Annotated in this window: 12 protein-coding genes and 1 CRISPR repeat array; of the genes, 10 read left to right on the plus strand and 2 right to left on the minus strand. The window is 64.4% G+C overall.

The window, feature by feature from the left end:
• Positions 1-305: 305 nt before the first annotated feature.
• The 9 genes from casA to Q0938_RS12320 all read left to right on the plus strand — a co-directional run bounded on the left by casA (position 306) and on the right by Q0938_RS12320 (position 8,919).
• Positions 306-1,787 carry a type I-E CRISPR-associated protein Cse1/CasA gene (casA, locus tag Q0938_RS12280; RefSeq protein ID WP_299362676.1) on the plus strand — a complete coding sequence of 494 codons (1,482 nt, stop codon included), beginning with the start codon at positions 306-308 and terminating at the stop codon, positions 1,785-1,787.
• Complete coding sequence (gene casB / locus Q0938_RS12285) at positions 1,784-2,353, plus strand: type I-E CRISPR-associated protein Cse2/CasB (protein ID WP_299362679.1); 570 nt, start codon at positions 1,784-1,786, stop codon at positions 2,351-2,353. Before casA ends, casB begins: the two co-directional genes overlap by 4 nt.
• Positions 2,292-3,368, plus strand: a complete 1,077-nt coding sequence (gene cas7e / locus Q0938_RS12290; RefSeq protein WP_299362681.1) for a type I-E CRISPR-associated protein Cas7/Cse4/CasC — start codon at positions 2,292-2,294, stop codon at positions 3,366-3,368. Before casB ends, cas7e begins: the two co-directional genes overlap by 62 nt.
• Positions 3,361-4,065: a type I-E CRISPR-associated protein Cas5/CasD gene (gene cas5e, locus Q0938_RS12295; protein WP_299362683.1), complete on the plus strand. Its 705-nt coding sequence runs from the start codon at positions 3,361-3,363 to the stop codon at positions 4,063-4,065. The genes cas7e and cas5e overlap by 8 nt, the downstream gene beginning before the upstream one ends.
• The gene (gene cas6e, locus Q0938_RS12300; RefSeq protein ID WP_299362686.1) at positions 4,062-4,796 is read left to right on the plus strand and encodes a type I-E CRISPR-associated protein Cas6/Cse3/CasE; all 735 of its coding nucleotides are present in this window, start codon (positions 4,062-4,064) and stop codon (positions 4,794-4,796) included. Before cas5e ends, cas6e begins: the two co-directional genes overlap by 4 nt.
• Positions 4,797-4,839: 43 nt before the next feature.
• Complete coding sequence (gene cas1e, locus Q0938_RS12305; RefSeq protein ID WP_299362689.1) at positions 4,840-5,739, plus strand: type I-E CRISPR-associated endonuclease Cas1e; 900 nt, start codon at positions 4,840-4,842, stop codon at positions 5,737-5,739.
• Positions 5,736-6,017 (plus strand): type I-E CRISPR-associated endoribonuclease Cas2e, encoded by a 282-nt coding sequence (gene cas2e, locus Q0938_RS12310; protein WP_299362691.1) that lies wholly within the window; start codon positions 5,736-5,738, stop codon positions 6,015-6,017. The genes cas1e and cas2e overlap by 4 nt, the downstream gene beginning before the upstream one ends.
• 84 nt (positions 6,018-6,101) lie before the next feature.
• A CRISPR array of direct repeats spans positions 6,102-7,777; the repeat unit is 29 nt; unit sequence CTGTTCCCCGCATGCGCGGGGATGAACCG.
• A gap of 546 nt (positions 7,778-8,323) precedes the next feature.
• Positions 8,324-8,701, plus strand: coding sequence for a hypothetical protein (locus Q0938_RS12315; RefSeq protein WP_299362694.1), 378 nt, complete (start codon positions 8,324-8,326; stop codon positions 8,699-8,701).
• Positions 8,698-8,919, plus strand: a complete 222-nt coding sequence (locus Q0938_RS12320) for a hypothetical protein (protein ID WP_299362696.1) — start codon at positions 8,698-8,700, stop codon at positions 8,917-8,919. Before Q0938_RS12315 ends, Q0938_RS12320 begins: the two co-directional genes overlap by 4 nt.
• Here the strand turns inward: Q0938_RS12320 and Q0938_RS12325 are convergent.
• Positions 8,916-9,071, minus strand: a complete 156-nt coding sequence (locus Q0938_RS12325) for a hypothetical protein (protein WP_299362699.1) — start codon at positions 9,069-9,071, stop codon at positions 8,916-8,918. The genes Q0938_RS12320 and Q0938_RS12325 overlap by 4 nt on opposite strands.
• 565 nt (positions 9,072-9,636) lie before the next feature.
• Entirely contained in the window at positions 9,637-11,802 is a 2,166-nt protein-coding gene (locus Q0938_RS12330) for a DEAD/DEAH box helicase family protein (RefSeq protein ID WP_299362702.1), read from the minus strand.
• A gap of 214 nt (positions 11,803-12,016) precedes the next feature.
• On the opposite strand from Q0938_RS12330, the gene Q0938_RS12335 reads away from it, so the two are divergent.
• Positions 12,017-12,385 (plus strand): excisionase family DNA-binding protein, encoded by a 369-nt coding sequence (locus Q0938_RS12335; RefSeq protein WP_299362704.1) that lies wholly within the window; start codon positions 12,017-12,019, stop codon positions 12,383-12,385.
• Positions 12,386-12,469 lie beyond the last annotated feature (84 nt).

Raw genomic sequence — 12,469 nt, forward strand, 5'->3', positions numbered from 1 at the left:
CCTTGGCTCGACACGGGCTTAATTTCGTTCCTCGCACGTGCGGGGTCTAAGACAGCAGCCCTCGGCTCCATAGCGCGCCTTGACCGATCGGTGTCCATTGTGACAGCATGAAAATGCCCCGACCAAGGTGGTCCGGGCTTCAGCTGCGAAGCTCGTCGCGCACGCCAATGCGCGGCCCAGGCAACGGGGGTTAGGCAACGGCAGAAAATGCCCTGACATCTCATCCTTGAGCAAAGGTGTAGCATGCTTGCGCGCAGACAGGGCAACCATTGCATCCATATGGTTTCATCATTGTTGGAGCTTCTGTGACCCTCAATCTCATTTCCGATCCCTGGATTGCCGTCCGCCGTTCCGATGATGGCCCAAGTGTCATCCGCCCCGACCAGATCGCCGAGCCGGGCGTCATCTTTCCCAGGTGGCCGCGCGCCGATCTGAACATCGCATGCCTCGAACTGCTGATCGGTCTCGTCTTTCTGGCTGATCCGCCTGCCGATGCATTCGACTGGCGCTCCCGCAAGCCCGATGCGCAGCGCCTGCGCGAGCGGTTAGCTCCGCTTGCCCCTGCCTTCGACCTGATGGGCGATGGGCCGCGCTTCCTGCAGGATTTCGACTTGCTGAAAGGTGATCCGAACCCGCCCGACATGCTGTTCATCGACTCGGCGGGCGGCAATGCCGCGCGCAACAATGCCGACCTGATGGTACGACGAAATCGTTATCCGGCGCTGGAACTGCCGCTGGCGGCAATGGCGCTTTACACGCTTCAAGCCCATGCGCCTGCGGGTGGAGCAGGCAACCGAACCTCGATGCGCGGCGGCGGGCCGATGGTCACGCTGGTCGATCCTGGACAAGGGAACCTGTGGGATCTGGTCTGGGCAAATGTTCCTGATGGCCGGTCTGCCGGACCGGAGGTACTGCCGTGGATGCGTCCGACCCGCACATCCGAGGCCAAGGGTTCTGAGGTATATCCGGAGACTGCTCATCCCGCCGAAGCGTTTTTCGGAATGCCGCGCAGGTTGCAACTGAGGGGGGGCGCCCAGGTCACCGGCGTGATCCAGAAGCCTAATGGTGCAAATTACGCGGGGTGGGAACATCCACTGACCCCCTATTACCGGCAAAAGGCGGGTTCCGAGCTTCTGCCGATGCATCCCCGAGCCGGGGCTTTCGGCTATCGCAACTGGCTGGGCGTAGTCATGGATATGCCAGGAGATGAGGGCGACCTGCGACGGCGTGCCAAGACCCTCGATGGCTATGAACGGCGCGTGCTGTCGCGCGACAGGGCATGCGCCACCGTAATTGTGGCCGGCTGGGCGATGGACAACATGAAGCCCCGCGATTTTACCTGGTCGCGCCAGCCGCTTCTCTCGATCGGCGACGAGGCCGGGCTGACCCTTATCGCCTTTATCCAGTCAGCGGAATCCTACGGTCTCGCCCTGCGTGGAGCATTGAAAGTCGTGGCAGGAGAGGGCAGCGCGCTCGATGCCCTGCGCGAAGAGTTCTTCATCACTACGCAGGCATCGTTTGAGGAGGGCGTCGGCGACCTGCTGGTCGGCACGCCGGCTTCGGACACCGCGGCGCGCTGGTTGCGCGCGATGGAGGCGACGGCGCTTGGAATTTTCGACCGGGAGGCGCTGCCAGGACTCGATGAGGAGCGTCCCGAGGTGATGCAGGAGATCATCATGGCGCGCGAGAGGCTGCGCGCAGCCTTCGCCGGTTGGAGCAAGCTCGGCAAGGAAGCCTATTTGAAGCTTGGCTTGCAGCCCCGGGTTCGCAAGAAGGAGGCCGCATGAGCGACGCAACGAGGACGCCGGGCCAGGTCGCCCTTGCCTGGTGGCAGCGGAACCTGCGCCCCGATGAGGACACTGGCTCGGCCCGCGCCCTGCGGGCAAGGCTGCGGCGGGCGGATCATGCCACCGACATCCTGGCCGAGAGTTGGGTGATCGAGTTGCACGACCGGCTGCACCGTCGTACCGATCCGCTGACCCTTGCCGCGCTGGCGCAGGTGCTGGCAAATGTCGAGCGGCACGAGGGACGCCGGATTGCGCAGGCCTTCGGCGCGGGGGATCCCAAGCCCCTCTCACCCCTGCGCTTTCAGCGCCTTATCCGGTCGGACGACCGGGGGGAGTTGGCGACCAGCCTGCGCCGCGCCCTGCCGATGATCGACCGAGCCTGCAACGTGGCCGCGCTTGCCGAGGATGTCCTGTTCTGGGGTGAAAAGCCCCGCATTCGCTGGTGTTTCGATTACTACGGCGCCGCGCCTCCGCGCCCGGCCGCTGCCACCGAGGAGAAGCCGAATGACCACCTTTCTGCAATTCCACCTGCTGACGGTCTATCCCCCGTCGAACCCCAACCGTGACGATCAGGGCCGCCCGAAAGAGGCGCATTACGGCGGCGTACCCCGGCTGCGGCTGTCCAGCCAATCGATCAAGCGGGCTGTGCGCATGTCCGACAGCTTTCAGCAGGCCTTGGCTGGGTCGCTCGGTGAACGAACCAAACGCATGGGCGACGTGATCCGCAAGGAATTGGAAGCGGATGGCGTGGATGCCGCGAAGGCACGCGAGATCGCGGAGGCAGTCGCGAAGGTCTTCGGCAAGATCGAGGCGGTGGACAAGAAGCACCCTGCGCTGGTGCAGGGTACGACGCTGGCCTTCGTCTCGCCCGAGGAACGGGCCCACGCCTTGGACCTTGCGCGCAAGGTCGCGCAGGGCGAGGTGATGCCATCCGAAAAGGACTTGGCCAAGATCGTGCTGCGCAGCGCTGGCGGGGCTGTGGATATTGCCATGTTCGGCCGGATGCTGGCCGACAACCCCGACTTCAACCGAGAGGCGGCGGTGCAGGTCGGCCACGCCATCACCACCCACCGAGCCCAATCGGAGGACGACTTCTTCACCGCCGTTGACGACCTCAAGACCCGCGACGAGGATGCAGGCGGGGCGCATCTGGGCGAACACGCCTTCGGTTCGGGTGTTTACTACCTTTACGCCTGTGTGAACGCCGATCTTCTGGTTGAGAATCTGGACGGCGATCGCGAGCTTGCGGCGCGGGGGCTCGACGCGCTGGCCCGAGCGCTCGCGACCGCCACGCCCAAGGGCAAGCAGAACAGCCATGCCCATCACCCGTTTGCGAGCTACATCCTGGTTGAGATGGGCAGCCAAGCTCCCCGCGATCTCACGGGTGCCTTCCTCAAGCCGGTGCAGGGCGAGGATCTGCTCGCCGCCTCGGCCGCCGCGCTGGAAGCGATGCGCCGCCGGATCGACGCGGCGTATGACAGCGCGCCCGCACGCGAGGCTGTGATGGATGTCGCGGCCGGGCGGGGCAGTCTCGGCGACATAGCCGGTCTCGCGGCGTCGGCGGTGGCGGCGGATGGCTGAGCATCTGGTCTTTACGCTTTGCGCCGCCCTCGGCGCGATGGGAGAACTGGCGGGGCACGAGCGTCGCGGCACGTTGACCTGGCCCGGGCGCTCGGCAGTGATCGGACTGGTGGGGGCAGCGATGGGCATCCGGCGCGGCGATGATGCAGGTTTCGCCCAACTTGATGCGCTGCGGATGGCGGTGGGGGTGATCGACGAGGGCGTGCCCTTGCGCGACTACCATACGGTCGAGACAGTCCCTACTGCCGCCGCCCGCAACCCTGATAGCCGCCTCGCCGCCATCGCTCGGGCGGGGCGACATACGAACACCACCATCACCCTGCGCGACTATCGGGTGGGCGTCGCGCACGCGGTGGCGCTCTGGCCAGGGCTGGGCTGGACGGGAACGTTGGAAGACCTGGCGCAGGCTCTGCGCCAGCCGGTCTTCACGCTTTATCTGGGGCGCAAGTCCTGCCCGCTCGCTGCGCCTCCCGCGCCGCTTATGGTCGAAGCCGAAGGTCCGCTGCAGGCGCTGGCGCAGGCAAAGCGTCCGCCGTTCGGGTATGACGGCGCGCTGCGGCTGGTTGCCTCTGACGAGCCGCTGGCGCCTGGTGACATTCAGGACAGCCGAAACGATCTGCCGGTCGAGCGGGCGAAATGGCATTTCGCGCAACGTGCCGTGTTCCTTCACCGCCCCAATGCCGAGGGATCGGCATGACGCTATATCTTTCGCGCGTGACGCTGGCGCGTAGTCCAGCAACCACGGCGCTGAAGGCGCTGATCGACCCTGTTGAAAGATCGGCCGGCGACCGCCTGCACGATCCTGCGCGTGGGCGGATCATGGATGCGCACCACCGGCTGATCTGGGCACTCTTCGCGGACAGCTCTGACTGCAACCGCGATTTCCTATGGCGGGCCGAGGGAAGCGGGCGCTTCCTGATTCTTTCGTCTCGGCTGCCTGGCGCCGATGGCGCGGGGCTGTTCCTGCCGCCCGAGAGCAAGTCATTTGCGCCTGATCTGCGTGCCGGCGACCGGCTGAGCTTCGTGCTGCGCGCCAATGCCACGCGCACACGCAGAGTCGCGCCCGGCATCCGCGCGCAGCGGGTGGATGTGGTCATGGATGCCATTCACGCGCTTCCTTCCGGGCGCGACAGCGACGCGCGGCGTGAGACGCGGATGGCCGCCGCCGCAGCCGCCGGTCGCGACTGGCTGGCGCGCCAGGGCGAAGCGGCCGGCTTCGAAGTGACGGATTTCGCGGCGGCCGATTACTCGGTCGTCCCGCTGCCCTCTCACCTCGGATCCCGCAAGGGACAGCCGCAGTTCGGCGTGATCGAAATGGCGGGGCGGTTGTCCGTCAGGGAGCCGCAAGCGCTCTTGGGTCAGATCCCAAAGGGCTTCGGCCGGGCAAAGGCTTTCGGCTGCGGGCTGATGCTGATCCGCCGGGCATGACGAGATGACGCTCCGTGGCCTGCCACCCCCAAAGCCTATCCCGTTGAAGGACCGCGCCTCGCTGGTCTTCGTCGAACGCGCCCAGCTTGACGTGCAGGACGGTGCCTTTGTTGTCGTCAATGCCGACGGGACGCGCACCCAGATCCCGGTGGGCGGTCTTGCGGGGATCATGCTGGAACCCGGTGCCCGCATCAGCCATGCGGCTGTCGCCTTAGCGGCCCGGGTGGGGACCCTGATCACCTGGGTGGGAGAGGCCGGCGTGCGACTGTATTCCGCGGGTCAGCCCGGCGGGGCGCGATCCGACCGGCTGCTCTGGCAGGCCTCGATTGCGCTCGACCCTGCCGCGCGGCTGCAGGTGGTCCGCAAGATGTATCAGATGCGCTTTCACGAGGCCGCACCTGAGCGCCGCTCGATCGACCAGCTTCGCGGCATCGAAGGTGTCCGTGTCCGCAAGGCCTATGAGCTTCTGGCGCAGGCACACGGCGTGAACTGGAAGCGGCGGAAATATGACGCCGCTGACTGGGAGGCGGGCGATGTGCCAAACCGATGTCTCTCCGCTGCGACTGCGTGCCTGCATGGACTGACCGAGGCGGCTGTCCTGGCGGCGGGCTATGCCCCCGCGATCGGTTTCCTCCATACTGGCAAGCCCCTGTCTTTCGTCTACGACATCGCCGATCTTTGGAAGCTCGAGACTGTGGTGCCGGAGGCGTTTCGCATCGCCGGTCAATATGGCCGCGGAAAGCTCGACATTACCCCCGACCGGGCGGTGCGGCTGGCCTGCCGGGATGCGTTCCGCCGGTCTGGCCTGCTTGCGAAGATCATCCCCGGAATCGAGGAAGTTCTTTCGGCGGGAGAGCTGCCCCGCCCCGAGCCGCCACCCGAGGCGCTCGGCCTGGCCTTTGAGGATGACGCACCATCTGGAGACGCGGGCCATCGCGGATGATGGTGATCGTAGTCAACAATGCCCCGCCCCGTCTGCGCGGCCGCCTGGCTGCCTGGTTGCTTGAGGTGCGCGCCGGTGTGTTCGTGGGCGACTATTCGGCCCGTACGCGCGAGCGGATCTGGGAGCAGGTCGAGGCCTATATCGACAGCGGAGATGCGGTGATGATGTGGAGGGCGTTGACCGATCAGGGCTACGACTTCAAGACAACAGGCCGAAACCGACGGATGCCCGTAGATTTCGATGGCATGAAGCTGGTTTCGTTCTTTCCGCGCGGATAGCGAAGGTTCCACTGAAGGGCTTCCAAAGTCGGTAGCCCGTTTGACATCGTGAATAGCCCTTTGAAACAGCGCCGTGTAGGAAGACTGTTCCCCGCATGCGCGGGGATGAACCGAAAGGCGGCGCTGTCGGCAAAGGCGCCGGCCACTGTTCCCCGCATGCGCGGGGATGAACCGATGAATGCGTTCCTGACGAACGAACGTCACGCCTGTTCCCCGCATGCGCGGGGATGAACCGGAGCCGACGCCTTGATTATCACCGACGAGGACCTGTTCCCCGCATGCGCGGGGATGAACCGGCCGTCAAGGACGGACTCAACCGCATCGCCTGCTGTTCCCCGCATGCGCGGGGATGAACCGGCAGCGAATACACCATCCACTCCGTTCTGCTCCTGTTCCCCGCATGCGCGGGGATGAACCGCCGCCTGCGTGATCGACGCACTGGCCGCCGCCCTGTTCCCCGCATGCGCGGGGATGAACCGTGCACACACGCGAGCCGGTCAAGGTAGGGTCACTGTTCCCCGCATGCGCGGGGATGAACCGCGGATCCCGTCATAGCGCATGATCCCGTTGGACTGTTCCCCGCATGCGCGGGGATGAACCGACCTATGCCATCGTCACCACCCGCTATGACAGCTGTTCCCCGCATGCGCGGGGATGAACCGATGATCATCCCGCCAATCGTCCGGCAGGCCGACTGTTCCCCGCATGCGCGGGGATGAACCGAGGATGCGCATGACCTGGACGACGTAGTTTGCCTGTTCCCCGCATGCGCGGGGATGAACCGACGGCGGGCGAGGGCGAAATCCTTTCCGGGCACTGTTCCCCGCATGCGCGGGGATGAACCGCCTGCTACTTCGCCACTTACAACCCGGCCACCCTGTTCCCCGCATGCGCGGGGATGAACCGGCCCAACCCGTGCAGGACGATGCACGAACAGCCTGTTCCCCGCATGCGCGGGGATGAACCGCCCTGTTCTGCGACACGCCACGGGCTTCCGCCCTGTTCCCCGCATGCGCGGGGATGAACCGGATTTTCGCGCCATGCTCGGACCTGCCTTTGACTGTTCCCCGCATGCGCGGGGATGAACCGCGGCTTGTGGAAAGCGGGACGTGGATCGCCGTCTGTTCCCCGCATGCGCGGGGATGAACCGGGGGCGCTGATGGCTGGAAGCGTGATCGGCGCCTGTTCCCCGCATGCGCGGGGATGAACCGGCGCGGGACAGGCCATTGCGCAGGCGAACGCCCTGTTCCCCGCATGCGCGGGGATGAACCGCCGCCATCGTAGAAGCGGCAAAGTCGGTCGAGCTGTTCCCCGCATGCGCGGGGATGAACCGGCTTTCGCGTCAATCATCTTGCCTCTGCCTCCCTGTTCCCCGCATGCGCGGGGATGAACCGATTAAGCGGCTGGCGCCGGGGTGGTTACTGCCCTGTTCCCCGCATGCGCGGGGATGAACCGTTGGGGGTGCGGGTGGTCCGGGTGCGAGTCTGCTGTTCCCCGCATGCGCGGGGATGAACCGTATCATCTTGGCAATGGAATGGTTCTGCATCACTGTTCCCCGCATGCGCGGGGATGAACCGCCGGCCCCCCCGAAGTTCAAGACACCGTTCGGCTGTTCCCCGCATGCGCGGGGATGAACCGTCCTGTTCAATCCGCCGTTCTGTGGGCGGGAACTGTTCCCCGCATGCGCGGGGATGAACCGGTGGATCAGGTCGGATTCGTCACGCGGACGGACTGTTCCCCGCATGCGCGGGGATGAACCGGCTTTGCAGATCATCGGGTGGTATCGAACGCCCTGGCTGCGGAAATCCTGACTCAGGTTCCTTCGGCAACCCAGCCCGGTGTTCGGATACGGTGGTGCCTCTCGGATGAGCTTGCGCAGCGTGGCCGGGTGCCAAACTATAAGCCCGCTATGTCCAGGGCGATCTCCGCTGGGGCCTGCATCGCCCGCTTGGGGTGGTTCTGCACGCAGATCGCGGGGGAAGGGAGTATTCCTGTCGCCACCGAGAGGCAACGCGCGCCCTGACTAACGGCGTATTTGACAAGGAAAAAAGGTGGCGCCCGTCGGTCATCAAGAGAAGAATTAATTTGATAGCATGAGGTTATCAAAGAAACCCATCATTTTACCTTTCTTGTAGTCTTTTTTACTACCGCTCATCTCTTCCGACATTTTTTCTTCCTCCGTCGAACCCAATTCCTTCCTGTTCGACCTAATCATCACTCAAGGGTTCCCTGTGCTCTCCGTTTGCTCCACCATCATCTCTACCGACGATCCCGCCGACATCGTAGACCTCGACGGACCGACTTCCATGCTTGCGCCAACAGCGATCAAGGAGAAGTGCGGCTACAGGAACCCTGGCGACCTCACGCACGCCATCTTTAATCTCAGCGCCGCCGGGCACATGAAGAAAATCAACGCCGGGGAATACCTGATCGACCCCAACCTTAAGGCTAAGGCATCATGGGAGGAGGTCGAGCGCGCCCGCGCGGTTTATGCGGCTCTCAAATTCGAGATCAGCGACCAAGATAAGACCCGGCTTGAACTCAAGGCCGACCACTTTGCTGACACCGAGGACACCAAGGCTGATCGGGAGACGGAAACCGACTTCAACGCACATTGCGAGCTGCGTAAGAGGCTCGTCTTTGAGAACGCTATCAACTCCATCAACAGGGAAGACCAGTCATGAGCCAGCCGCGCCACCTTTCGATTTCCTTCCAGAGCCCGCAGGAGATGGCGGAGGAACTGCGGAAGGAGGGGTGCTCCGAGGAGCAGATCAAGAATATGCTGGGCGATCTGGCAAATAGGATGCAGGACCTGCTGAACTCGATGGAAGAGACCAACCCCATCTTGGCTGAGCGAAAAGCCTCGCCGGGCCTCGGCAAAGACAACTACCGCGGTTCCTAAAACGGAAGCGGCTCACAACCGACCGGCTGTGAGCCGCTTTCCGTGCAAGCCAGGGTCTCGACCCGGTCAGCCTGCTGCCGCAGCTGCGCCGCCTCCGGCGTCTGCTGTTGCTCGAACGTGTCGCTGATCTCGCAGGCGAGGAAGCGCAGCATCTCGGGGCGATCGCTCCGGAAGATCCTCGGGCGACAGCGCACCTGTGCAGAAGCATGCGAGAGGCAGGTCAGAGGACAATCCCAAAACAGGATCGTCGGATCACGAGGCACGAGGTTCCGCGGCATGCTGGACGACGATGTCCGTCAGTGCGTTACGTATGTCCTCGCGGACGGCTGGGTTGCGAAGCTCGGCCAGCAGGCGGTCGATTGTGCCCGTATGCCTTCCCAGGTGATCGACTCCAGCTCGCGCGCTACGAAGTTGCATGTGGGGCGATACGTGGCACCCGTCCGGCGCAGCAACAATGCACGCTGTCGTCATGAAGGCGACGATCCGCTGACAACCCCCATCTCTTCCCGGGAGCCGATGGTCGCACGGTCGAGGATGGCGGCTACGCGCCCGGCCGTGGCTACATCACGAAGTCCAAGCTCAACAGTACCTTTAAGGCGCACACGAAGAAGCATCGCGGCCTCGACCTTTGCCTGCATGTCATGCGGCACTTGGCGGCCACGACCGCTCCGAAGAAGATCGGTCCGATGGGCATACAGGAAGAAATTCCGCGCCGGTTCAGGCGAGTTGCGGCGTGAAGTCCGGCCAGAGTCTTCTGGCCAGCGCGAGCGGCGCGGGATCGTCCAGAATGATCGCCGGCACGGGCTTGCCCCCGGTGGCTCTCCGCAGGACCAGAGCCGTGATCTGCCAGCGGTTGGCTGCTGCGACACGCTGGCATAGCGACATCAGGTGCGCCGTGGGGCGCCCCCGACGGAAGCGCGCGGCGCCAGGTTCCGTCTCAAAGTCCCTCGGAAGATCCGCGGCGAGCCCGGCGGCCGACAGCCGAGTTCCGCACACCGGGCGTCCCATGGTGGCGCGCAGGGCCTTTTCCATGCGATCAAACCCATACCAGTCTGGTTCCTGTTCGAGATCCCGGTCGAGCGCGGCCAGGGTCGTGAGGCGCGTGATGGGGAAGTCAGGTAGCGGCAGATTGCTCAGGACCACGACTCGTTTCTCGCGGTTCGGTGAGAGGAGCCGAAGCCGTGCGATCGCCTGGAGCGTGCCGCATTCCCGCGACTGGGCGAGGATCGCCTGCACGCGCGGGTCCGGATGAGCACGTAGATCGGCCTCGCGAACCGAACCATCGGCCATAATCATTCGTGACCGGGTCGGCGGCAGAGGGCCTGAAACATGCGCCCGGATAGGCAGTTCGTCCTGGGCGAAGACCGCACGCGCCGACGCCTCAATGTCGGCGACACCCGGCTGAAGACGCCCGATGATCACGACGCTTGCATAACTCTCGAAATCGTTCACGCCTTGGGTTCTCGGTCCGAACCAGCGCGGCTCAGCGCCGAGAAGCGGTTGTCTGAGAGCCTCCTCATCGCTGCCATTCAATGAGTTGCCGAGATCGGTGTGCAGGGCCCGGAGAACGGATTTCGTCGCTACAACGAGAACTCCCCCTCCCGCAGCCCTGTTAACTTCGCGCCTGAGGATGGTCAGAACCGCAGCCCGCCTCTGAGCACCCCTTTCCAGGTGAAGCAGCCAGCTGTTCGACAAGGTCAGGTCAGAGATCTGGACGACGTCCGCAACCGGGGGCGACTGTATCGAGACGAGCTCCGCGCCGGGGGCAACGCGTTGGGTGATGTCTGGGTCGGCATCAGCGTCGAGGAGAAGCAGCGGTGCATCGCGATCGACCTCATGGATGCCCGATGACTGGATCACGCGCTCGGAGCCATGCTCCGTCGTCTTTTCGAGCAGCCTCAGGCCGACGCAGTGGCCCGTTTCCCTCTCGGCCAGGCGTTCGAAGATGCGCTGCCGCCGGCGGGACGCGATGAAGGATTTCGCGTCGAAGGTCTCGACGCAGAATGCGACCGTCTCTGCGGATTGCCATGGACCGATCTCGAGGTAACTCCGCGACCGGTCCTCCGCTTGCGCGAGGTGCTGCAGCTGCTCGGTACCGATCCCGGAGTTCCGCAGATGGTCGTGGAGCGGCAAGTCGCGTTGCAAGCCATCGACAACTGTAGCCTTTGCGCGGGTAAGCACACCGCGAAGACTTTCCGGAAAGGAGCTCGGCGACGCGCGCATGAGATCGTCGATCGAGAGATGCGGCGTGCGGGTCAGAGTCGGCCAGACCTTCTCGTCGACCACGCGCAGGACCACAGGGTAGTCGTAATCGAGAGGGGGATCGACCGTCAGATAGGCATGAGACAGGAACACGACATGGGGACCGGGGACGTCCTTCTGCTGGAGATAGGGACATCCCGAGGCGCATGGCGATCGAACGAAGTCTCCATTCTTGTCCTGTCCGCGACAGAGCGCCTCCGTGACCGAGGCTACATAACCGGATATTTTCTTCGCGATCTCGGCCCGCTCGCACATCGTCTTCTGACGTTCGTCCGGACGCGGCGCGTCGCGCCCACGAATGACGCGGGAGGGTAGTCCTGGCGCGAGGGTGCGAAAATCGTCGAACGCCCGTTCCGCCAGTTCGATCGTCGGCACGTAGATCAGCACATGCCCGCGCGACAGCAGCGCCTCGCCGTAGCGCGCGACGACGCGCAGGGCGGTCGCCGTCTTCCCGAGTCCGGCCGTCACCTTCAGGGCAAGGGCTGCGCCAGGCTCCGCGCTCGCCTCGGCAGCCGCCCTGACGAAGCTGTCGATTTCCTGGGCGAGCCGCTCCCTTGCATGGGATGGCGTCGACCAGCGCGGGACTCTCGACGCCGCCTCGAGTTGTGCTTCATGCTTCATCTGTATCCTCCATTTCGGAGGAACTGGGCGCAAGCGCTGTCGCGAAAAAACGCCGCGGATCACGACGGCGTGAGTGGTGGCTCACCAGCAAAGATGCCGCCTCGCAATTGATATTCCAATTAGAGCAGCGGCACCTTTGTTCCGGCCTCCCGGCGTTTCAGAGACACGCGCGCAGGGACTAATTCCCTCTCAGGAATAACCTGACGAGGAAAGAATGCTTTCAGTTGAGGAAGTTGCCGGTCACTTCAGTCTGAAGCCTGACACGGTCCGACGCAAGATCCGGAATGGTAAGATCGATGCGATCCGCATCGGCAGGATCTACCGCCTGGCCTGGCCGGATGTTTGGGCCTGCGAAGACGGGCCGATGCCAAAACGAGCACAGGTCCCACGCTACCAGGAAGATCTCCTGAGCAAGAAGGTTATCGCCGGAGCGCTCCGCGTCAGCGTGCGCACTGTCGAGCGGTGGATCGATGAGGGGCTGCCCACGCGCAGTGTGTTCGGGACGGTCCGCTGCAATCCCCACGATGTGTCGGATTGGCTGAAGCTGAGGGGAGTCGACCTGCCTCAGGGCTGGTGGGCGTGATGCAGCAGGTCCGTCGCACAGATGCGACAGCTCTCATCGTGACACGAGCGGGAGCATTCCGCTCGTCGCACATTCGTCCCCGAA

Origin of the sequence: uncultured Paracoccus sp. (assembly GCF_947496875.1) — a bacterium.
Taxonomy (GTDB): domain Bacteria; phylum Pseudomonadota; class Alphaproteobacteria; order Rhodobacterales; family Rhodobacteraceae; genus Paracoccus.

Excerpts from the sequence above, each read along its gene's own strand:
- casB (WP_299362679.1), top strand. The coding sequence starts at position 1,784 with ATGAGCGACGCAACGAGGACGCCGGGCCAGGTCGCCCTTGCCTGGTGG.
- cas7e (WP_299362681.1), top strand. The coding sequence starts at position 2,292 with ATGACCACCTTTCTGCAATTCCACCTGCTGACGGTCTATCCCCCGTCG.
- cas5e (WP_299362683.1), top strand. The coding sequence starts at position 3,361 with ATGGCTGAGCATCTGGTCTTTACGCTTTGCGCCGCCCTCGGCGCGATG.
- cas6e (WP_299362686.1), top strand. The coding sequence starts at position 4,062 with ATGACGCTATATCTTTCGCGCGTGACGCTGGCGCGTAGTCCAGCAACC.
- cas2e (WP_299362691.1), top strand. The coding sequence starts at position 5,736 with ATGATGGTGATCGTAGTCAACAATGCCCCGCCCCGTCTGCGCGGCCGC.
- Q0938_RS12315 (WP_299362694.1), top strand. The coding sequence starts at position 8,324 with ATGCTTGCGCCAACAGCGATCAAGGAGAAGTGCGGCTACAGGAACCCT.
- Q0938_RS12320 (WP_299362696.1), top strand. The coding sequence starts at position 8,698 with ATGAGCCAGCCGCGCCACCTTTCGATTTCCTTCCAGAGCCCGCAGGAG.
- Q0938_RS12325 (WP_299362699.1), bottom strand. The coding sequence starts at position 9,071 with ATGCTGCGCTTCCTCGCCTGCGAGATCAGCGACACGTTCGAGCAACAG.
- Q0938_RS12330 (WP_299362702.1), bottom strand. The coding sequence starts at position 11,802 with ATGAAGCATGAAGCACAACTCGAGGCGGCGTCGAGAGTCCCGCGCTGG.
- Q0938_RS12335 (WP_299362704.1), top strand. The coding sequence starts at position 12,017 with ATGCTTTCAGTTGAGGAAGTTGCCGGTCACTTCAGTCTGAAGCCTGAC.